At 64.2% G+C, this 20,027-nt stretch carries 19 protein-coding genes and 1 other RNA gene; 7 read left to right on the forward strand and 13 right to left on the reverse strand.

Annotated elements, in window-relative coordinates; genetic code table 11:
• Position 1 precedes the first annotated feature (1 nt).
• Genes NCT32_RS07845 through surE form a run of 3 tightly spaced genes read right to left on the reverse strand, consistent with a single transcriptional unit; the run spans position 2 to position 2,797 of the window.
• Positions 2-958, reverse strand: coding sequence for a peptidoglycan DD-metalloendopeptidase family protein (locus NCT32_RS07845; RefSeq protein WP_061120358.1), 957 nt, complete (start codon positions 956-958; stop codon positions 2-4).
• 4 nt (positions 959-962) lie between these two features.
• On the reverse strand, positions 963-2,042 hold the full coding sequence (locus NCT32_RS07850) for a protein-L-isoaspartate(D-aspartate) O-methyltransferase (RefSeq protein ID WP_061120400.1): 1,080 nt from the start codon (positions 2,040-2,042) through the stop codon (positions 963-965).
• On the reverse strand, positions 2,039-2,797 hold the full coding sequence (gene surE / locus NCT32_RS07855; RefSeq protein ID WP_061120359.1) for a 5'/3'-nucleotidase SurE: 759 nt from the start codon (positions 2,795-2,797) through the stop codon (positions 2,039-2,041). The genes NCT32_RS07850 and surE overlap by 4 nt, the downstream gene beginning before the upstream one ends.
• Positions 2,798-2,918: 121 nt before the next feature.
• Here surE and NCT32_RS07860 point away from each other — a divergent pair, with 121 nt between their 5' ends.
• Positions 2,919-3,893, forward strand: a complete 975-nt coding sequence (locus NCT32_RS07860) for an NADPH:quinone oxidoreductase family protein (RefSeq protein WP_061120360.1) — start codon at positions 2,919-2,921, stop codon at positions 3,891-3,893.
• Between the two features lie 5 nt (positions 3,894-3,898).
• On the opposite strand, the gene NCT32_RS07865 is transcribed toward NCT32_RS07860, so the two are convergent.
• From NCT32_RS07865 to ffs, 10 genes are all read right to left on the reverse strand, one after another.
• A complete protein-coding gene (locus tag NCT32_RS07865; RefSeq protein WP_061120361.1) occupies positions 3,899-4,873 on the reverse strand; it encodes a glycosyltransferase family 9 protein in 975 nt (324 codons plus the stop codon).
• Between the two features lie 268 nt (positions 4,874-5,141).
• A complete protein-coding gene (locus NCT32_RS07870) occupies positions 5,142-5,966 on the reverse strand; it encodes an ABC transporter permease (RefSeq protein ID WP_061120362.1) in 825 nt (274 codons plus the stop codon).
• A gap of 12 nt (positions 5,967-5,978) precedes the next feature.
• Positions 5,979-6,806: an ABC transporter ATP-binding protein gene (locus NCT32_RS07875; protein ID WP_061120363.1), complete on the reverse strand. Its 828-nt coding sequence runs from the start codon at positions 6,804-6,806 to the stop codon at positions 5,979-5,981.
• Positions 6,807-6,809: 3 nt separating this feature from the next.
• The gene (locus tag NCT32_RS07880) at positions 6,810-7,847 is read right to left on the reverse strand and encodes an ABC transporter substrate-binding protein (protein ID WP_061120364.1); all 1,038 of its coding nucleotides are present in this window, start codon (positions 7,845-7,847) and stop codon (positions 6,810-6,812) included.
• 63 nt (positions 7,848-7,910) lie between these two features.
• The gene (locus tag NCT32_RS07885) at positions 7,911-9,116 is read right to left on the reverse strand and encodes a CaiB/BaiF CoA-transferase family protein (RefSeq protein ID WP_061120365.1); all 1,206 of its coding nucleotides are present in this window, start codon (positions 9,114-9,116) and stop codon (positions 7,911-7,913) included.
• A gap of 29 nt (positions 9,117-9,145) precedes the next feature.
• Positions 9,146-9,370, reverse strand: coding sequence for a DUF1653 domain-containing protein (locus tag NCT32_RS07890; RefSeq protein ID WP_035501030.1), 225 nt, complete (start codon positions 9,368-9,370; stop codon positions 9,146-9,148).
• 26 nt (positions 9,371-9,396) lie between these two features.
• The gene (recR, locus tag NCT32_RS07895) at positions 9,397-9,993 is read right to left on the reverse strand and encodes a recombination mediator RecR (RefSeq protein ID WP_061120366.1); all 597 of its coding nucleotides are present in this window, start codon (positions 9,991-9,993) and stop codon (positions 9,397-9,399) included.
• 40 nt (positions 9,994-10,033) lie between these two features.
• Positions 10,034-10,360: a YbaB/EbfC family nucleoid-associated protein gene (locus NCT32_RS07900; RefSeq protein ID WP_008349334.1), complete on the reverse strand. Its 327-nt coding sequence runs from the start codon at positions 10,358-10,360 to the stop codon at positions 10,034-10,036.
• Between the two features lie 103 nt (positions 10,361-10,463).
• Entirely contained in the window at positions 10,464-12,692 is a 2,229-nt protein-coding gene (locus NCT32_RS07905) for a DNA polymerase III subunit gamma/tau (RefSeq protein ID WP_061120367.1), read from the reverse strand.
• 162 nt (positions 12,693-12,854) lie between these two features.
• Positions 12,855-12,953, reverse strand: an RNA gene (gene ffs, locus NCT32_RS07910) — signal recognition particle sRNA small type.
• Between the two features lie 334 nt (positions 12,954-13,287).
• Here ffs and trxA point away from each other — a divergent pair.
• From trxA to NCT32_RS07940, 6 genes are all read left to right on the forward strand, one after another.
• Positions 13,288-13,614, forward strand: coding sequence for a thioredoxin TrxA (gene trxA, locus NCT32_RS07915; RefSeq protein ID WP_008349330.1), 327 nt, complete (start codon positions 13,288-13,290; stop codon positions 13,612-13,614).
• Between the two features lie 272 nt (positions 13,615-13,886).
• Positions 13,887-15,152: a transcription termination factor Rho gene (gene rho, locus NCT32_RS07920; RefSeq protein WP_035501035.1), complete on the forward strand. Its 1,266-nt coding sequence runs from the start codon at positions 13,887-13,889 to the stop codon at positions 15,150-15,152.
• 114 nt (positions 15,153-15,266) lie between these two features.
• The gene (locus tag NCT32_RS07925; RefSeq protein WP_061120368.1) at positions 15,267-16,094 is read left to right on the forward strand and encodes a zinc-dependent peptidase; all 828 of its coding nucleotides are present in this window, start codon (positions 15,267-15,269) and stop codon (positions 16,092-16,094) included.
• Between the two features lie 140 nt (positions 16,095-16,234).
• The gene (locus tag NCT32_RS07930) at positions 16,235-16,489 is read left to right on the forward strand and encodes a type B 50S ribosomal protein L31 (RefSeq protein WP_050326712.1); all 255 of its coding nucleotides are present in this window, start codon (positions 16,235-16,237) and stop codon (positions 16,487-16,489) included.
• Positions 16,490-16,747: 258 nt separating this feature from the next.
• Entirely contained in the window at positions 16,748-18,511 is a 1,764-nt protein-coding gene (locus NCT32_RS07935) for a glycosyltransferase family 39 protein (RefSeq protein WP_061120369.1), read from the forward strand.
• A gap of 40 nt (positions 18,512-18,551) precedes the next feature.
• On the forward strand, positions 18,552-19,913 hold the full coding sequence (locus NCT32_RS07940; protein ID WP_061120401.1) for an MATE family efflux transporter: 1,362 nt from the start codon (positions 18,552-18,554) through the stop codon (positions 19,911-19,913).
• Positions 19,914-20,027 lie beyond the last annotated feature (114 nt).

Here is a 20,027-nt window from a genome sequence, read left to right on the forward strand (position 1 = left end):
TTTATTGCGGCGGCAAATACTTCAGTGGGTCAACAGGTTTTCCCTGCCGGCGAACTTCGAAATGCAACATCACGCGGTCCGAATCGCTGTTCCCCATCTCAGCGATCTTCTGCCCTTTAGTTACCGCGTCCCCTTCTTTTACCATCAAAGCGCGATTATGTGCGTACGCGGTGAGAAAAGTCGCGTCATGTTTGATGATAATGAGATTGCCATAGCCGCGCAGCCCATTTCCGGAGTAAACCACTCGGCCGTCCGCCGATGCGTTGACCGTATCTCCCACCGCACCGCCAATATTCAAACCCTTGTTCTTCGCGTCATCGAACGTGCCGAGAATCGGTCCTCGCGCAGGCCAGATAAACGCCGGCTGGCCCGTGGGCGCCGTCGCGTTCGCATCCGCGCCGGGCACGCCGGGCGCCGCTGCCGCGCCCGTCGCCGCACCGGGAGCGCCAGGCGTGGCGCCCATGCCCGAATTCGCACCGTAGTACGGCGGCTGCGCGGTCGCGCCCGGCTGCGGCGTCGCGTACCCGTTCGCGCCGTTGAGCGGCTGCGTCTGCACGCCGCCGCCTACGATCGGCGCGGTGGCCACACCGGGCGTCGCCGCCGCGACATTCGCACCCGGAGGCGCCACGCGCATCAGCTGGCCGACTTCAATCTGATTCGGGTTGGTCAGGTTATTCCACGTCGCGATGTCGTGATAATTCTGACCGTTTTCCAGTGCGATCCGATATAGGGTGTCGCCCGGTTTCACACGGTAATAGCCCGGCGGCGGCGGACCGTTGTCCGGGGTCTGGGCCGCCGTCGTGCTGATGGGCGCGCCCGTTCTGTCGACGACCGGCGCCATGTCCATGCGCGTAGAACACGCCGCCAACGCGGACAACGCCAGCACACACACGCCGCGCTGCGCCGCGCTCAGGCGTTGGCCTGCACTTCCCTCTTGCAAAGCACGCAGGATACTCATCGGGTCAAATCACTCCGGATTTTAAGGGTACAAAAAAGACGCGATCGAGCTGCGCTTCCCGCCATTGCGTCGCCGACACGCGCGTGACGAGCGTCAGCACCTGCGATTGCGCGGCCTGCGATCCGACCGGCGCGACAAGCTTGCCGCCCACGGCCAGTTGATCGAGCAGAGCCTGCGGCACGTCGAGGCCCGCGCAGGCGATCACGATGGCGTCGAAGGGCGCGGCGGCGGGCAAGCCCAGGCGGCCGTCGCCGTAATGCAGCCTGATGTTCGGCACGCGCAGCGGCCGAAGGTTGAGCTTCGCGCGCTCCGACAACGGGCGCACGCGCTCGATCGAATAAACCTCAGCGGCTACCTGCGACAGCACCGCCGCCTGATAGCCGCAACCGGTGCCGATCTCCAGCACCTTGTTCAATGCGCGCCCCGTCGCGACCAGCTCGATCATGCGCGCCACGACGGACGGCTTCGAGATGGTCTGGTGATGGCCGATCGGCAGCGCGGCATCTTCGTAAGCCTGCGCCGCAAGCCCCGGATCGACGAACATGTGGCGCGGCACCACCGACATGGCGTTGAGCACGCGCGGATCGGTCACGCCGTTCGATCGCAGCCGTTCGACCATGCGCTCGCGCACCCGTTCCGATGTGAGCGTCTGCGTGCTCGCCAGCGCGACATTGGGCGCGCCCTTTTTCGGCGCGGTCGCGGCGGCGCTCAGGTCACGCTCGGCGGGACGCGCCGCCGGACGCAATGCGTTCGCGCGCGGTGCGTGAGATACATGATGCGTCGTCGCGCCCTTGCTTGCGGACGGAACCGGTTTCGCTGCGCCAATTGCGGGCTTCGCGGCAGAGCGCACCGGAAAAACGGAGGTGGCCGGTTTCGCGGACGCCGCTGCGGTCGCGGGATTCTTCATCGGCGCGTTCGCCGCGCGCGTTGCCCCCGGCTTCGCCGGTTGCGCGGGCGCCGGCTTCGGTGCCGAAGCGGCGGCTTGCCTGGCGCGAGAATCCTGCGGACGGTTCGCGGGCTTGCGCGGCTCGCGAACCAGATCCGCAAGCGCCAGCGGAAAGCGCTTGGCGCGCTCGTCGCTCATGTGCGACCGCTCCCGGCTCGCGCCCATTCGCGCGTTTCGGTCATGAGCTTCGTATGCGTCAGATCGAGTTGCAGCGGCGTGATCGAGACCAGGCCGTTCGCGACGGCGTGGAAATCTGTGCCTTCGCTCGCGTCGAGTGCGTCGCCCGATGGGCCGATCCAGTAGATCGGGTTGCCGCGCGGATCGCTCTGGCGAATCACCGGCTGCGACGGATGACGCTTGCCGAGACGCGTCACGGTCCACGGGCCGAGCTGATCGTACGGCAGGCTCGGGATATTCACGTTCAGCAACGGATGGCCCGGCATCGGATGCTCGAGAAAATGCGCGACGATCTCGGCAGCAACGCGCGCCGCGTCTTCGAGATGAAGCCAGTCGCGGCCGACGAGCGAAAACGCGATCGCCGGAATGCCGAACATAAAGCCTTCGGTCGCGGCCGCGACCGTGCCCGAGTACAGCGTGTCCTCGCCGACGTTCTGCCCGTTGTTGATGCCCGACACCACGAGATCAGGCCGATGTTCGAGCATGCCGGTGAGCGCAATGTGCACGGAATCGGTCGGCGTGCCGTTCACGAAGTTGAAACCGTTCGGCGCCTGATGCACGCTCAGGGGCCGCGACAGCGTAAGTGAGTTGGACGAGCCGCTGCAGTTTTGCTCGGGCGCCATCACCGTCACTTCGCCGAGCGGCTGCAGGACCTCGTGCAGCACATTGATGCCGCGCGCCAGATAACCGTCGTCGTTGCTGAGTAGGATTCGCATCCGACGATTGTAACCGAGGAAAGTGGCGCGACGACGACTCACAGGCTCGCTCCCGACGTCGTCCCTGCCCTACACTGAGCCGGTTTCAACGCTTTGCACGAGACCCCGCCAAGGAGACGATATGCGCGCCGTACGATGCAACGAACACGGATTACCCGACACCCTTTCGATCGAAACGCTACCCGACCTGCATCCGGAAGCAGGCGAAGTCGTCATCGACGTGAAAGCGGCGAGTGTGAACTTCCCCGACGTGCTCATCATCCAGAACAAATATCAGTTCAAGCCGCCTCTGCCGTTCACGCCCGGTGCGGAGTTCGCGGGCATCGTGCGCGAAGTGGGCGCCGGCGTCACGCGCCTGTCGCCCGGCATGCGCGTGGCCGCCTACACCGCGCAGGGCGCTTTCGCCGAACAGGCGCGCGCGAAGGAAGCGGATTGCATCGCCTTGCCCGCTGATGTCGATCTCGCCGACGCCGCCGCTTTCACGCTCGCTTACGGCACCTCGTATCACGCGCTCGTCGATCGCGGCCAGCTCAAGGCCGGCGACACGCTGCTCGTGCTGGGAGCGGCGGGCGGCGTCGGCATTGCGGCGATCCAGATCGGCAAGATTATCGGCGCGCGCGTGATCGCTGCGGCGTCGAGCGCGGAGAAGCTCGCGTTCTGCCGCGAGCATGGCGCGGACGACGTCGTCGATTACGCGAAAGAGGATCTGCGCGAGCGCATCAAGGCGCTCTCCGGCGGCAACGGGCCGGATGTCATCTTCGATCCTGTGGGCGGCGTGTATGCGGAGCCCGCGTTTCGAAGCATCGGCTGGCGCGGGCGGTATCTGGTTGTCGGCTTCGCGAATGGCGAGATTCCGAAGTTGCCGCTCAATCTCGCGCTGCTGAAAGGCGCGAGTATCGTGGGCGTGTTCTGGGGCGGTCACATGCAGCGCGAGCACGCGCTCGCCGATCAGGAATTCGCGACGATGGTCGATTGGATCAAGACAGGCAAGCTACGCCCCGTCGTCACGAAGCGCTACTCACTCGACGACACGCCACGCGCCCTCGACGACATGATGAACCGGCGCGTGACGGGCAAGATCGTGATCGAGCCGTAACGCGCCTAGACGCGGCGCGATCGCGCGCCGGGCAGCAGGCCGACGCGGGTCGCCGGGGGTTTCTGGGCATCGCTGAAATCGGCCGCCGAATAGTGGTGCATCGCGCGCGCATGCTTGCCGTGCAGTCTCAGGAACGCGGACATCACACGCCGCACGGTAAGCAGGCGTTGCCACAACCGCTCGCGAAGGCCGCCGAAGGGCAGAAAGGAAGGCGCCAGCACGACCGCGCCCGGCCCCCAGCCGGGACGCCACGAGCGCGCGAGCCCCTGGCGCATGAAAAGCGAAAGCGTGGGCACGCCGATGCACGACGCGAGATGGCCAAGACCCGAATCATTACCGATGAACCACGACGACTCGGCGATCCATGCCGCAACCTCGCTCAACTGCGGCAGCGCGTTGACTTCGCATCCTTCGTCGGCGATTTCGCCCCGGGCATCCATCTCCGACGGTGCGACGAGAAAGCTCGGCTGGAATTTGCGGCGCACGAGCACACGCGACAGCGCAATGAACTTCTCGCGGCGCCACATCTTTTCGGGATGGCTACCGGTCGGGTGGATGACGACACGATTGGAGAAGCGCCCTCGCATGACGCCAGCCGGCACGACGAGGCCATTCGAGCGCGTCACATCGGCGAGTCCCAGCACGTTCGTCGCGATATCGACGATGCGGTCCAACATGTGCTTCGAGCCGCCGTATTCCGGCAGCGTGGCGAGACAGATCGTCTTGCCCGAACGGCTCAGCGACGATGCATAGTCGGTCGGCCGAAGCTCGATCACCGTGTCGAACACGCCCTGCCAGGCGTCGCGCCGCCCGACGGTCACTTGCGGAAACCATTCTGCGAGCTGCTCCGCGACCCAGCCGAACACGACGGGCCGATATCCGTTGCGGATGAGATTATCGACGAGGACGAGCCCGATGAGGCTGTCACCGATCGGCGATGGCAATACCACCGCAATCGAACTGTCAGTTCGCAGTTTCATTCTTGTTCTCGCGGGATCGCGCGGATGAGCGCCGCGCTGATACCGCGCAACGGCGCCCGACTACGGAGTGTCGCCCGGCTTGCGTTACGACTTGATGTGCGCTGGCGCTTATTCACCCGGAATCATGGCGAATCTCTTGCGACCCGCCGTACGACGCCTGGTCAGCGGAGCATCATAGCGAGATCGGCAGTGTCCTGCCATAACGGAACGCCTGAACACGGTCCGCCGCGTGTTACCGCGTATTCACGATCGAACGCGTCACGGCGCTTCAGAGCTTCTCGGTCTCGCCGCTCTTCGGCTGCCACTTCATGAGCCGTCGCTCGACGAGCGCGACGAGGCCGTCGAGCACGAGCGCGAACGCGGTCAGCACGAGTATTCCGGCGAACACCGTGTTGATGTCGAACGTGCCTTCGGCCTGAAGGATCAGATAGCCGACGCCGCGCGCCGAGCCGAGATACTCACCCACGACCGAGCCGACGAAGGCGAGCCCCACCGACGTATGCAGGCTCGAAAACACCCAGCTAGTCGCACTCGGCAAATAGACATACCGCAACAGTTGCTTGCGATTCGCGCCGAGCATGCGCGCATTGGCGAGCACGACCGGGCTGACTTCCTTCACGCCCTGATAGACGTTGAAGAACACGATGAAAAACACGAGCGTCACGCCGAGCGCGACCTTCGACCAGATGCCCAGTCCGAACCACACCGCGAAGATCGGCGCGAGAATCACGCGCGGCATCGAGTTGGCGGCCTTGATGTAGGGATCGAGAAGCGCGCTCGTCGTGGGCGCGAGCGCGAGCCACAGACCCACGCCCAGCCCGAATACGGTGCCGATCACGAACGCAAGCACCGTCTCGATCAGCGTCACCCACAAGTGGATGTAGATTTCGCCGCCCGTGAACCATTCCCATATGCGCACGAGCACCTTCTGCGGCTCGCCGAAGAAGAATGCGGCCTTGTTGGCGTCGTCGAAATATAAAGGCGGCAGGAGCGTCGGGCTCGTCAGCGCGTACCACAGCACGAAGCACGCGAGCAGCAACAGCCATTGCCACACGATGAGATTTGCTCGATTCGGGCGCAGCTTGTTCCACATGATCGTATTGTCTTATTCGGCGGCCGGCTTCAGCTGCTGCTGATAGCCCTTCAACACTTCCTCGCGCAGCACGCCCCAGATTTGCGCATGCAGTTCGACGAAGCGAGGATGCGAGCGGATCTCGGCGACATCGCGCGGGCGCGGCAGGTCGATCGCGAATTCGCCGATCGGATGCGTGCCCGGCCCTGCCGCCAGCACGACGACGCGGTCGGACATCGAAATCGCCTCGTCGAGATCGTGCGTGATGAAGAGCACGGCCTTGCGCTTTGCGGCCCACAGGTCGAGCAGTTCGTTTTCCATCAACTGACGCGTTTGAATGTCCAGTGCGGAGAACGGCTCGTCCATCAGGATGATGTCGGGATCGAGGATGAGCGTCTGCGCCATCGCGACGCGCTTTCTCATGCCGCCCGAAAGCTGGTGCGGATAGCGATCGCCGAAGCCGCCAAGACCCACACGCTTGAGCCACGCCTCGCCGCGCGCGTCGGCGTCGGCTTTCGTCACGCCCCGGAACACGAGGCCGGCTGTCACGTTGTCGAGCGCCGAGCGCCAGGGCATCAGGGCATCGGCCTGAAACATATAGCCCGCGCGCCGGTTGATGCCCGCAAGCGTCTCGCCGAACACGCTCACCGTGCCCGACGAAGGCTCGAGCAGCCCCGCCGACACGTTGAGCAGCGTGGACTTGCCGCAGCCGGTCGGCCCGACGACGGACACGAACTCACCCGGCGCGATCGCAAGACTCGTATTGCGGACGGCCGTATACCGATCCTTGCGATTCTCGCGCGACGAGAACGTGCAGGTGACATCCTCCAGCGCGAGCGCGTGTTTAGAAGTCGACGACATCGGTCAGACCTTGACGGTGGCGAGCGCCTTCTTGACGAAGTCGTTGGTCCAGGTCTTCGACAAGTCGATCGGCCTGCCCTTCACCGTTTCGTCGAAGGCTTGCAGCGTCTTGAGCGATGTCGCGGGACCGTCCGCGGGCATCAGGCCGTCCGGGGACAGCGCCTCCTTCACGTGTTGCCACGCGTCGAGATAGAGCGCGCGATCGCCGAGCAGATAGCTTTCCGGCACGGTCGAAATCAGATCCTTGCCCGATGCCGTTTGCAGCCATTTCAGCGCGCGCACCATCGCGTTCGTGAGCGCCTGCGTCGTGTTCGGATTCTTTGTGATGAAACTCTGCGATGCATACAGGCATCCGGCCGGCATGTTGCCGCCGAACACCTTCACGGTATCGGCGAGCGTGCGCGTGTCGGAGACGATGCGGATATCGCCCGCACGATCGAGCTTGGTCATCACCGGGTCGAGGTTGGCGATGGCATCGATCTGCCCGGACTGCAGCGCGGCGATCGCGCCCGCCCCCGCGCCCACGCCGATGAACGACACATCGGTCGCCTTCAGCCCGGCCTGCGCGAGCACGAAGCTCGCCATGATCGACGTCGACGAGCCCGGCGCCGTCACGCCGATCTTCTTGCCCTTCAGATCCGCGACCGATTTGTAGTTCGGCATCGCCTTCTTCGACACCGCAAGCACGATCTGTGGCGCGCGTCCCTGCAACACGAACTCACGGAAGTACTGATTCTTCGCCTGCAGCAAGAGCGTGTGCTCGAACGCGCCGGACACCACGTCCGCGCTGCCGCCGACCGCCGCCTGCAGCGCCTTCGCACCGCCCGCGAAATCGGCGATTTCGACGTCGAGCCCTTCGTCCTTGAAGTAGTTGCGGCGCTCCGCGATCGTGAGCGGCAGATAGTAGAAGAGATTCTTGCCGCCGACCGCGACCGATACCTTGGCCTGCTCCGGCTTTGCCTGGGCAAACGCGAGCGGCATGGCCGACCACGCCCCACCCGCGAGCGCGGCGCCGCTCGCGATGAACGTTCTGCGTTTCATCGTTTTTGTCTCCTGGTTTTATCGTTGTCAGCGCTGTTACGGCCGTTGTCTTCTGATCGAAGCTCAGATCACCTTGGCCGCCCGCAGCCGCGCAATATCGTCGGCATCATACCCGAGCGTTTGAAGTACTTCATCCGTGTGTTCACCGAGTTGAGGACCGAGCCAGCGCGTTTCACCCGGTGTCTCCGAGAGCTTCGGCGTCACGTTCGGCAGCGTGATGTCCTTGCCGTCCTGCCACGGAAAGCGTTGCAGCATCTGGCGCGCGATGTATTGCGGATCGGTGAACATGTCGGCGACGCTGTAGATGCGCCCGGCCGGCACGTCGGCGGCGTTGAGCACGGCGAGCGCCTCGTCGATGCTGCGCGTCGCGAGCCACGCGCCGATGGCGTCGTCGATTTCCTGCGTGCGCGGCACGCGGCCGTCGTTCGATGCGAGCGCGGGATCGTCCGCGAGGTCCGCGCGATCGATCGCGTTCATGAGGCGCTTGAAGATCGGATCGCTATTGCCACCAATCACGATGCTGCCGTCGCGGCACGGATAGGTGTTCGACGGCACGATGCCGGGCAGCGACGCGCCGGTGCGCTCGCGCACCAGTCCGTACACGCCGTACTCGGGGACCACGCTCTCCATCATGTTGAAGACGGCTTCGTACAGCGCGACATCGACGACCTGCCCCTTGCCTCCGTTCACCTGCCGATGATGCAGCGCCATCAGCGCACCGATCACGCCATGGAGCGCTGCGATCGAATCGCCGATGGAAATGCCGATGCGCGGCGGCGGCAGCTCCGGATAGCCAGTGATATGCCGCAATCCGCCCATCGATTCGGCTATCGCGCCGAAGCCCGGCCGGTCGCGGTACGGCCCGGTCTGGCCATATCCGGAAAGTCGCACCATCACGAGACCCGGATTCTCGGCGGACAGCACGTCATAGCCGAGCCCGAGCTTTTCGAGCAAACCGGGCCGGAAGTTCTCGACGACGATATCGGCTTCCTTCGCGAGCCGCCGCACGATCTCCTTGCCTTCCTCGGCCTTGAGATTGACCGTCACCGATTTCTTGTTGCGAGCCTGCACCGCCCACCAGAGCGAGGTCCCGCCCACTTCGGGATAGAGCTTGCGCCACTTGCGCAGCGGGTCGCCGCCGTTCGGGTCTTCAATCTTGATGACGTCGGCGCCGAATTCGCCCATGAAGCGCGCGGCGAACGGACCGGCGATGAGCGTACCCAGTTCCAGCACCTTGACGCCCGCGAGTGGTCCCGTCGTTGCGCTCATGGTTGCGTCTCCTTTTTTTGCTAGTTCTTTTACAGCGGAATGTCGAGCGGTTTGAAACGTGGCGTGCCGTCGGCGAGCGTCTCGTTGAACATCTGCGCCGGACGCACCCACAAGCCGCGTTCGTGCGGCCACAGATGTTCGTAGACGATCATGGCTTCCTCGGTCTCCGAGTGCCGCGCGACGCCGATCACGCGATAAAGACCGCCCTTGTAGTGACGGTGGGTCGCAAGCGCGAGAGCTTCGGTTTCTGTCATCGGTAGTGTCCTGCTGATGGTCGTGTTCAGACCGAGCGGCGATCGAGCATCGCGCGCGCGATCGTCCCCGCATCGACATATTCGAGCTCGCCGCCGACGGGCACGCCGCGCGCGAGCCGCGTCACCTTCAGCCCTTTCGACTTGAGCGTCTGCGCGAGATAGTGCGCGGTCGCCTCGCCTTCGTTCGTGAAGTTGGTGGCGAGCACCACTTCCTGCACCACGCCGTCGAGCGCGCGATTGATCAGGCGCTCGAAATGGATTTCCTTCGGCCCGATGCCGTCGAGCGGACTGAGCCGCCCCATCAGCACGAAATAGAGCCCGCGATACGTGAGCGTCTGCTCGAGCATGATCTGATCAGCGGGCGTTTCGACGACGCACAGCAAGGCCGGGTCGCGTTCCTCGTCGCCGCAGACTTCGCAGATTTCAGCTTCGGTGAAGGTGTTGCACTTCTCACAGTGCCTGAGATGCTTGGTCGCGAACAGGAGCGAAGCGCCGAGCTTCTCGGCGCCCGCGCGGTCGTGCTGCATCAGGTGATACGCCATGCGCTGCGCCGACTTCGGTCCGACGCCGGGTAGCGCGCGCAGCGCCTCGACGAGCGCCGACAGGGCGGAAGGTTGTTTCATGTGTCCTCATGACGCGCCGAATTCGCTTCGGCGCGCGCGGTTAGAACGGCAGCTTGAAACCCGGCGGCATCGGCATGCCGGCCGTCATGCCGCTCATTTTCTCCTGCGTGGTGGCCTCGGCCTTGCGCACGGCGTCGTTGAACGCGGCGGCGACGAGGTCTTCCAGCATGTCCTTGTCGTCGGCGAGCAGGCTCGGGTCGATCTGCACGCGACGCACGTCGTTCTTGCAGGTCATCGTCACTTTCACGAGACCGGCGCCGGACTGGCCCTCGACCTCGATCTGCGCGAGCTGGTCCTGCATCTTCTTCATGTTTTCCTGCATCTGCTGAGCCTGTTTCATCAGCCCGGCGAGTTGGTTCTTCATCATGGTTCGGCTCCTTACTGGAAAACGTGTGGCGAAAGCGCGCGCGATACGCGCTCGAAATTCAGTGCTTGCGCGCAGCGTCGAAAAAAACGCCGCGCGCTTCGATTCATGACGGATTCGCGCCCGATGCGGAGATCGGCTTGATCGAACCCTGCACGATGCTCGCGCCGAAATCGCGGATCAGCGATTGCACGAACGGGTCCTGCTTGATCTCCTGCTCGGCTTCCTGCTGGCGTCGCGCCCGGTCGGCGGCATCGAGCGCGGCGGCGGTGCGGCGCACGGGCGCGACATTGACGCTGACTTCGATTGCGCGGCCGAGCTTTTCGGCAAGGGCGGTCTTGAGCTTCGAGACGTGCGAGGCGTCGGTGTACATCTGCACGGCGACCGCAAGCGTGACGGAATTCGCGTCGCACGCGGTCAGTTCGCTGTTGAACGCGAGTTGATAGGCGACGCCTTTAAGCGGCAGGCTGACGGCGAGCGCGGCCCATTCGATCGACACGCCGAGTGCATCGAGCGGAACTGCGGGCGGCAGCGGCGTCGTATCGATGACGGGCGCAGGTTTCGCGGCCGGCTCGGCGCCGAAGCGCATGTCGTCCGGACCGCTGTCGAACGCGGGCACGAAGCCGTCGTCCGGCGGCATGAAGTATTCGTCTTCCGATCCCGCCGGCGGATAGTCGTCGGGCGGCATGTCCTCCCACGGCGGGACGACGCCGGGCTTGCCGGCCGCAGGTTTGGACTCAGGCGCGGCGGGCGCTGGCGGTGCGCGACGGGGCGCGGGCATCTGAACTTGCGCAGCGGGTTTCGCGACAGCTTTGGGCGCTGCCGGAGCCGCCGCTTGCCCAGCCGGCGCGCCGCGTGCACCCCGGTCGGAGGAAAGACGCATGCCGGCGCTGCGCAACACTTCGAGCGCCGCACTCGCACCGCCCGCCGCGCGCGACGCCGCGACATCGCGCTCGGATGCGGGCACGGTTGCAGGCGCGGCTTCCTCGACGGCCTGCCGTGCGGCGCTGGGCACCGGTGCAGGTTTCGCCGTGACCGGCTCAGTTGACTCGATAACCGGCGCAGGTTTCGCGCTTTCGACCGGCTGCGTCTCTTTCGCCTTTACGATGACGGTTTCGGCCGGAGGCGTCGGCGCCTTCGCTACGGGCGCGGGTGCGATCGCCCGCTCGGCCATCGCGCCCGCGAGCGCCGCGCTGCGCGCGGGCTTCGCGCCCGAGGGCGCGCTCACGGCGACGCCGCCGCCCGATCCGCCCGCCGGCTCGAAGGCGAGCATGCGCAGCAGCGTCATCGTGAAGCCGGCGTATTCGTCGGGCGCGAGACCCAACTCGCCGCGTCCGACCGTTGCAATCTGATAGAAAAGCTGAATCTGCTCAGCGGAAAGAATCTCGGCGAAGCGGCGAATATCCGCGGCTTCCGGCCATTCATCCAGCACCGACGACGGCGCGAACTGCGCCCATGCGATGCGATGCAAGAGACTCGCGAGATCCTGCAGCGCGGTCGAGAAAGACAGGCTGCGCAGCGCCATTTCGTCGGCGATCGCGAGCACGCCGGCGCCATCGCCAGCGGCGAGCGCGTCGATGAGCCGGATCAGATAGCTTTGATCGAGCGCGCCGAGCATGCCGCGCACGGCTTCCTCGGTGACCTGGTTGGCCGAATAGGCGATGGCCTGATCGGTGAGCGACAGCGCATCGCGCATGCTGCCGTCCGCCGCGCGCGACAGCAGACGCAGCGCCTGCGATTCGAACGCGATGCTCTCCTGCTGAAGAATGTTCTCCAGATGCGACACGATATGACCCGCCGGCATCTGCTTCAGATTGAACTGCAGGCAGCGCGAGAGCACGGTGACCGGAATCTTCTGCGGATCGGTCGTCGCGAGGATGAACTTCACATGCGGCGGCGGCTCCTCCAGCGTCTTCAACATCGCGTTGAAGGCGTGGTTCGTGAGCATGTGCACTTCGTCGATCATATAGACCTTGAAGCGCGCGTCGACGGGTGCGTACACCGCGCGTTCGAGCAGCGCGGCCATTTCGTCGACACCGCGATTGCTCGCCGCATCCATTTCGACGTAATCGACGAAGCGGCCTTCATCGATTTCCCGGCACGCGCGACACACGCCGCACGGCTTCGAAGTCACGCCGGTTTCACAGTTGAGCGCCTTCGCGAAGATGCGCGAGAGCGTCGTCTTGCCGACGCCGCGCGTGCCCGTGAAGAGATAGGCGTGATGCAGGCGGCCGCCGTCGAGCGCGTGCGTGAGCGCACGGACGACGTGCTCCTGGCCGACGAGCGACTCGAACGATTTCGGCCGCCATTTGCGTGCGAGAACTTGATAGGTCATGCGCGAAATTGTATCAGCAACGACCTTGCGCAAACGCCGCTCCAAAAGGCTGCCGAGGCGCGCGGAGGAAGGTGCGTACCCGCGAAAATACAACTCGCGACGACGCGCGACACAAAGAACGAATCAGGGAAAACGAGAGAGGAACGACAGAAGAAAGCGGAAGGTGACGAGCCCGACCCTCGGCACTGGTGGAAAGCGGCTGTGGCTGCTTCGTTCCCGACCTGACCAGGTTGACCGCGCCACCATGCGAGGAGGCCCGTCACGTCGAATCATAACACGGGGCCGGGCGCGCCCGGAAGCCACGCGTGAAATGCGCGGACCTTTATGACGCCCTCTTGCGCTTCGTGTCGTCGCCCTCAGATGCGGCCTATCGGCTCCCGGCAACGGATAGCAAAGTAGGCTAAGATGACATTTGAATAACCCGGATGTGGTGCATTTTGCCCTTCGACGGATCATTCGCCGCCGTTCGCGAGCCGTTCTGGCGCACGGCGTGCGGGCCGAATACTGCCCGTTGGCGACGAAAATTTTTTTCAGTTTTGGTGTATCGTGGCGAGCATTCAAACGCGGGCCTCGAAACAATAGAGGTATTCAGACAATGAGCGAATCAATCAAGCACATCAGCGACGCTTCTTTCGAACAGGATGTCGTCAAGTCGGATAAACCGGTCCTGCTCGACTTTTGGGCGGAATGGTGCGGTCCGTGCAAAATGATTGCCCCGATCCTCGATGAAGTCGCGAAGGATTATGGCGATCGCCTGCAAATCGCGAAGATCAACGTGGACGAGCATCAGTCGACGCCGGTGAAGTTCGGCGTTCGCGGCATCCCCACGCTGATCCTTTTCAAAAACGGCGCGGTCGCCGCGCAGAAAGTCGGCGCATTGTCCAAGTCGCAATTGACCGCGTTCCTCGACAGCAACCTGTAACGGCATCATCGGCGGGCGTCGGCATCCCAGACGCCTGCCTCTGGCATTCGTATCGCCGCATCGACACAACCGAGCAGCGCGACCGGAATGCAGCCGATGTTGTCACGCGACAACATCGGCCGACAAGCCCCGCCCAAAGCCCACCCGAGGCCTGCGTGGCGTATGCTATGCTAGAATCACAAGAGTTCAAGAAGTATTAAGTCTCGAGCGGTTCCGCTCACCTCTTCTCCCAAATCTTTCTGTCGCACCTCTCTCCCCGGCGGGAAATCCGTATGCATTTATCCGAGCTCAAGTCTCAGCACGTGTCTGCACTGATCGAGATGGCCAATGGCCTCGAGATCGAAAATGCGAACCGCCTGCGCAAGCAGGAACTCATGTTCGCGATTCTTAAAAAGCGCGCCAAGGCCGGCGACACGATATTCGGCGACGGCACGCTCGAAGTGCTGCCCGATGGCTTCGGCTTTCTGCGCTCGCCCGAGACCTCGTATCTCGCGAGCACGGACGACATCTATATCAGCCCGTCGCAAATCCGCCGCTTCAATCTGCACACCGGCGACACGATCGAAGGCGAAGTACGCACGCCGAAAGACGGCGAGCGTTATTTCGCGCTCGTGAAGGTGGACAAAGTCAACGGGCAGCCGCCCGAGGCCTCGAAACACAAGATCATGTTCGAGAACCTCACGCCGCTGCATCCGAACAAGCCGCTGCCGCTCGAGCGCGAAATGCGCGGCGAGGAAAACGTCACGGGCCGGATCATCGACATGATTTCGCCGATCGGCAAGGGCCAGCGTGGCCTGCTCGTCGCGTCGCCGAAGTCGGGTAAAACCGTGATGCTCCAGCACATCGCGCATGCGGTGAAAGCCAATCATCCGGACGTCATTCTGTTCGTGCTGCTCATCGACGAGCGCCCGGAAGAAGTGACGGAAATGCAGCGTTCCGTGCGCGGCGAAGTCATCGCCTCGACCTTCGACGAACCCGCCGCGCGTCACGTGCAGGTGGCCGAAATGGTCATCGAAAAGGCGAAGCGTCTCGTCGAAATGAAACATGACGTCGTGATTCTTCTCGACTCCATCACGCGTCTCGCGCGCGCCTATAACACCGTCGTGCCCGCATCGGGCAAGGTGCTGACGGGTGGTGTCGACGCCAACGCGCTGCAGCGTCCGAAGCGCTTCTTCGGCGCGGCTCGAAACATCGAGGAAGGCGGCTCGCTCACGATTATCGGCACGGCGCTCATCGAAACGGGCAGCCGCATGGACGACGTGATCTACGAAGAGTTCAAGGGCACGGGCAATATGGAAGTGCACCTCGAGCGCCGTCTCGCGGAAAAGCGCGTGTATCCGTCGATCAACCTGAACAAGTCGGGCACGCGCCGCGAGGAACTGCTCATCAAGCCGGACCTGCTGCAGAAGGTCTGGGTGCTGCGCAAGTTCATCCACGACATGGATGAAGTCGAAGCAATGGAATTCCTGCTCGACAAGATCCGTCAGACGAAGAACAACGCCGAGTTCTTCGACATGATGCGTCGCGGCGGAGGCTGATCCGGCTTCGCAACTTCAGCACAGAAAGCCGCCTGTTTCGTCAGGCGGTTTTTTTGCGCCTTGCGACGGCGCCGCTCCGTACAATCCGGTCTATCGAAGCGATCTGAACGACCGATGGCCAACCTCTTCTCCCGCTGGTTCGGCGCGCAACGCCGCGAGCGCGCGCTGCGCAAGTACGCGATCGACGACGACCTCTGGCAGCGCACACTGGACGCATATCCGTGCTTCGGCCATTTGAACGGGGACGACCTCGGACGCTTGCGCGAAACCGCGAGCCTTTTCATCGCGCAAAAGCAATTCTCGACCGCGCACGATCTCGAACTGACCGATCAGATGATCGTCTCGATCGCCGGGCAAGCCTGCCTGCCGGTGCTCAACCTCGACCTCGACCTGTATCGCGGCTGGGTCGGCGTGATCGTCTATCCGGGCGAGTTCATCATCAGAAAGACGGTCGAAGACGAAGACGGCGTCGTGCACGAGATCGAGCACGATGCGAGCGGTGAGGCGTGGGAAGGCGGTCCTGTCGTGCTCTCATGGGAGGACGCGCAGATGGTGGACGGTTCGGACGCCTACAACGTCGTGATCCACGAGTTCGCGCACAAGATCGACATGGTGACGGGCGTAGCCGACGGACATCCCCCGCTCTTTCGCCGCTGGCACGCACCGCTCGACACCACCGTCTGGTCGGATATCTTCGACAACGCCTTCGACCAGTTCTGCGCGCGCGTGGACGCGGTGCCGCCGCGGCGCTGGAGCCGTTTCGAGCGCGAATCGCTGATCGATCCTTACGCTGCGGACCATCCGTCCGAGTTTTTCGCGGTGTGCAGCGAGGCGCTTTTCGTGACGCCCCAGGCGTTCGAAGCCGAGTATCCCGAGCTTTATCGGCTGCTCGCGCGCTACTATCGGCAGGACCCGGCGAGCGTCGGCGCGCTCGACGCGTGACTTCCGCCGGAACGCCCGAAAAAGATGTCAACCGACTGATTTTCTGGCATAATCGCCGTTTTTCGACCCTAGGCAAGTGACTCGCGCGGCACTGCAAGCAAGTGCAACGGGTTGGCTACCGCCAGATATCAGGAAAGACCATGAAACAAGGCATTCACCCGGATTACCGCGAAGTCCTGTTCGTCGACATGTCGAACGACTTCAAGTTCGTGACCCGTTCGACCATCCAGACGCGCGAGACCGCCGAATTCAACGGCAAGACCTACCCGCTCGCGAAGATCGAAGTGTCGTCGGAATCGCACCCGTTCTACACCGGTCAGCAAAAGATCATGGACACGGCGGGCCGCGTCGAGAAGTTCAACAACAAGTTCGCGCGCTTCTCCACCAAGAAGTAAGTCGGGCTTCGGGTTCAGCAAAAAAGGGCAGCTTTGGCTGCCCTTTTTTGTCGCTGACGGTTTCGCGTCATCCTTTCGTCGTCCATGCGGCGCCCATCGGCACCGCCTTTGCTGCATTTGGTAAGCGTTGTTGCGCGCGGTGACGGGAGCATCGACGAACCGCCCTTAACGCCGCCACGCGACTACAATGCCGGTTGCTCCAGCCCCAGGCTCGCCTTGCGCGAGATCAGCGGACCGTTTTCCATCAAGCCATCTCGCATGCGATCTGTCGTTCGTCTGACCGCCTCCGCCACCAGCGCCCTGCCGCGCTGGCTGTTGCTCGCCATCTGCATCACCTACGCATCGTTCGGTCTCTTCGGCCGCGACCCGTGGAAGAACGAGGATGCGGCCGGCTTCGGCGTCATGTGGACGATGGCCAACGGCGACGCACGCGACTGGCTGTTGCCGAACCTCCTCGGCAAGGCGCCCACCGCCGACGGTCCGCTAATGTACTGGCTCGGCGCATCGGCCATTCGTCTGTTGAGCCCCTGGGTCGATGCGAGCAACGCCTCCCGCGTCGTGACGGGTCTGCTCTTCTGTCTGGCCTGTGCGTTCGTATGGTATTCGGCCTATCTGCTCGGCCGGCGCGACGAAGCCCAGCCCTTCAAATACGCGTTCGGCGGCGAACCGGAGCCCCGCGACTACGGCCGCACGCTCGCCGACGGCGCACTGCTCATCCTGCTCGCTTGCTTCGGCCTCGCCGAGCGCGGTCACGAAACCACGCCGCAGCTCGCGCAGTTCGCCGGCACCGCGATGCTCCTCTACGCGCTCGTGCGCAGCCTCGACAAGCCGATCCACGGCGGCCTCGTGTGGGGCCTGGCGATCGGCGTGGTCGGACTGTCCAGTTCGCCGGTGCTCGTGTTCGCGCTCCTGCTCTGCACGCTCGCGATGACGATCATCGTGAAGCAGGTGCGGGCCGCGCCACTTCTGATTTACGGACTGCCGGTCGCCATCGTGCTGATCGCCGCGTGGGTGCTGCCAACGCTGCACTACTTCCCTGACGACGGCGAATGGTGGCTGCGTCAATGGTGGCGCAACAGCTTTTCGTACTTCTCGGGCACGCCCGGATCGATCTTCGGGTACGCGATCAAGAACCTGCCGCTCTTCACGTGGCCCGCGTGGCCGCTCGCGCTCTGGGCGTTCGTCAGTTGGGGCGGGCTGCGCCGCTCGCCGCACGTCGGGGTCCCTTTGTCGATCATCGGGCCGCTGCTCGTGCTGGTCGTCCTGCAGGCGCACGAGACCAACCGGCTCTTCATGCTGCTCCTGCCGCCGCTTTCGGTGCTCGCGACCTTCGCGTTGCCCACGTTGAAGCGCGGCGCGATCAACGCGATCGACTGGTTCGCGATGCTGAGCTTCACCATCATCGGCTCCCTGGTGTGGCTCGTGTGGACTGCCGGCATGTTCGGTTTTCCCGCGTCGATGGCGCGCAATCTCGCGCGTCTCGCGCCGGGCTTTCATCCCGAGTTCAAGCTGATTTCGTTCGCGTGCGCGGTGGCCGTGACGGTCTGCTGGTTTCTGCTCGCGCGCTGGCGGCTCGCGCGTCATCCGAAGGTGCTCTGGCGCAGCGTGGTGCTGTCGAGCGCGGGCACGACGCTCATGTGGGTGCTGCTCATGACGCTGTGGCTGCCGGTGGTGAACTACAGCCGGACGTACCGCGACGTGGCCGAGCAGATCGCCGATCACCTTCCGCCCGACTACACCTGCATCTCGCCCGTGCGCCTGGGCGACGCACAGATCGCCACCTTCGCCTATTTCGGCGGCATGCACTTCGCGTTCGACGAGGACTGCGACGTGATCCTGCGCCAGGATCCGGCGGACTACGGAGAGCCGTCGTCGATGTCCGCATTCCAGTGGAAGCTCGTGTGGGAAGGCCGGCGCGTCGCCGACCGCGACGAGCGCTTCCGCCTGTACGTGCGCATCGAGCGCCCCACGCCGCCGGCGAAAAAACCGCTGCGTCCGAAGAGCCTGCGCCGGACGCAGTAACGCGATGCGCGCGATCCCCACATACCGCGGCACGACCGGCATGTTGAGCGACGTGCGCAAGATCGCCGCGCTCGCGTGGCCGGTGCTGATCGGCCAGCTCGCGGTGATCGCGTTCGGCGTGATCGACACCGCGATGGTCGGCCGCTTCTCCGCGACGGATCTGGCCGCGCTCGGCCTCGGCGGCTCGGTCTATATCTCGGTGTATATCGGCCTGACGGGGATTCTCGTCGCCTTGCAGCCGATCGCCGGGCAACTCTTCGGCGCGGGCCGCGAAAGCGAGATCGGCGAGGAAACGCGTCAGGCGCTGTGGCTCGCCGCTGCGCTCACCGTGATCGGCTTCGTGCTGCTGTACTTCCCCGAACCGCTGCTCTCGCTCGCGAAAAGTCCGCCCGCGCTGCACGACCGCACGGTCGACTATCTGCGCATCCTCTCGTTCGGGCTGCCCGCGAGCCTCGCGTTTCGGGTCTACAGCTCGCTCACCAATGCCGTCGGCAAGCCGCGGCTCGTGATGTTCCTGCAGGTCGGCGGACTATTGCTCAAGGTTCCGCTCAACACGTGGTTCATCTTCGGCGGCGCAGGCGTGCCCGCGCTCGGCGGCCCGGGCTGCGCGCTCGCGAGCACGCTCATCAACTGGGTGCTCGCGATCGTCGGCATGACGGTGCTCTTCAGGTTCGAATTCTTCCGCCCGTTCGGCATCTTCTCGCACTTCTGCTGGCCGGTCTGGCGGCGTCAGCTCGCGCTCCTGCGTCTCGGCATTCCGATGGGTCTCTCGTATCTGATCGAAGTCACGTCGTACACGTTCATGGCGCTCTTCATTTCGCGCTTCGGTACCACGACGCTCGCCGGCCATCAGATCGCGGGCAATCTCGGCGCGGTGCTGTACATGACGCCGCTGTCGATCGGCATTGCGTCGTCGACGCTCGTCTCGCAGGCGCTCGGCGCCGGACGCTACGACGATGCCCGCTCGGTGTCGCGGCACGGCATCGGCATGGCGTGCGTGCTCGCGCTCGCGTACGGCGTGATCCTGATCGCGGCGCGTCCGCATGTGATCGCGGCCTATACGCCGGATGCGAACGTCATCGCGGCCGCGATGCCGCTCGTGCTCATCATCTTCTTCTATCACTTGTGCGACGCACTGCAGATCACCACCGCGTTCGTCCTGCGCGCGTACAAGGTGACGCTCGTGCCGACTGTCATCTACGCCATCGCGCTGTGGGGCATCGGGCTAGGCGGCGGCTATCTGCTCGGCTTCGACGTGGGCGGCGGCGTGCCCGAATGGCTGCAAGGCGCGCGCGGCTTCTGGATCGCGAATTCGGCGAGTCTGGGCGTCGCGGGCGTCGGCCTGTTTCTCTACTGGCGGCGCGTGAGCTCGCGGCACTTGAACAATGTCGACGCGACCTGAGCCGCTCGGCTCGCATCCAATGCGCTGATTTGTGTAGAAAAACATAAGCGCTTCGCTTCATCGGAAAGATTGACGTAAGGCTCCAGTAGAATTTCGCGTCGAGGAATGCCCGGA

Source organism: Caballeronia sp. INML2, from assembly GCF_023631365.1.
Lineage (GTDB): Bacteria > Pseudomonadota > Gammaproteobacteria > Burkholderiales > Burkholderiaceae > Caballeronia > Caballeronia turbans.

Coding starts and splice junctions, on each gene's coding strand:
- NCT32_RS07845 (WP_061120358.1), bottom strand. CDS start 958: ATGAGTATCCTGCGTGCTTTGCAAGAGGGAAGTGCAGGCCAACGCCTG.
- NCT32_RS07850 (WP_061120400.1), bottom strand. CDS start 2,042: ATGAGCGACGAGCGCGCCAAGCGCTTTCCGCTGGCGCTTGCGGATCTG.
- surE (WP_061120359.1), bottom strand. CDS start 2,797: ATGCGAATCCTACTCAGCAACGACGACGGTTATCTGGCGCGCGGCATC.
- NCT32_RS07860 (WP_061120360.1), top strand. CDS start 2,919: ATGCGCGCCGTACGATGCAACGAACACGGATTACCCGACACCCTTTCG.
- NCT32_RS07865 (WP_061120361.1), bottom strand. CDS start 4,873: ATGAAACTGCGAACTGACAGTTCGATTGCGGTGGTATTGCCATCGCCG.
- NCT32_RS07870 (WP_061120362.1), bottom strand. CDS start 5,966: ATGTGGAACAAGCTGCGCCCGAATCGAGCAAATCTCATCGTGTGGCAA.
- NCT32_RS07875 (WP_061120363.1), bottom strand. CDS start 6,806: ATGTCGTCGACTTCTAAACACGCGCTCGCGCTGGAGGATGTCACCTGC.
- NCT32_RS07880 (WP_061120364.1), bottom strand. CDS start 7,847: ATGAAACGCAGAACGTTCATCGCGAGCGGCGCCGCGCTCGCGGGTGGG.
- NCT32_RS07885 (WP_061120365.1), bottom strand. CDS start 9,116: ATGAGCGCAACGACGGGACCACTCGCGGGCGTCAAGGTGCTGGAACTG.
- NCT32_RS07890 (WP_035501030.1), bottom strand. CDS start 9,370: ATGACAGAAACCGAAGCTCTCGCGCTTGCGACCCACCGTCACTACAAG.
- recR (WP_061120366.1), bottom strand. CDS start 9,993: ATGAAACAACCTTCCGCCCTGTCGGCGCTCGTCGAGGCGCTGCGCGCG.
- NCT32_RS07900 (WP_008349334.1), bottom strand. CDS start 10,360: ATGATGAAGAACCAACTCGCCGGGCTGATGAAACAGGCTCAGCAGATG.
- NCT32_RS07905 (WP_061120367.1), bottom strand. CDS start 12,692: ATGACCTATCAAGTTCTCGCACGCAAATGGCGGCCGAAATCGTTCGAG.
- trxA (WP_008349330.1), top strand. CDS start 13,288: ATGAGCGAATCAATCAAGCACATCAGCGACGCTTCTTTCGAACAGGAT.
- rho (WP_035501035.1), top strand. CDS start 13,887: ATGCATTTATCCGAGCTCAAGTCTCAGCACGTGTCTGCACTGATCGAG.
- NCT32_RS07925 (WP_061120368.1), top strand. CDS start 15,267: ATGGCCAACCTCTTCTCCCGCTGGTTCGGCGCGCAACGCCGCGAGCGC.
- NCT32_RS07930 (WP_050326712.1), top strand. CDS start 16,235: ATGAAACAAGGCATTCACCCGGATTACCGCGAAGTCCTGTTCGTCGAC.
- NCT32_RS07935 (WP_061120369.1), top strand. CDS start 16,748: ATGCGATCTGTCGTTCGTCTGACCGCCTCCGCCACCAGCGCCCTGCCG.
- NCT32_RS07940 (WP_061120401.1), top strand. CDS start 18,552: ATGTTGAGCGACGTGCGCAAGATCGCCGCGCTCGCGTGGCCGGTGCTG.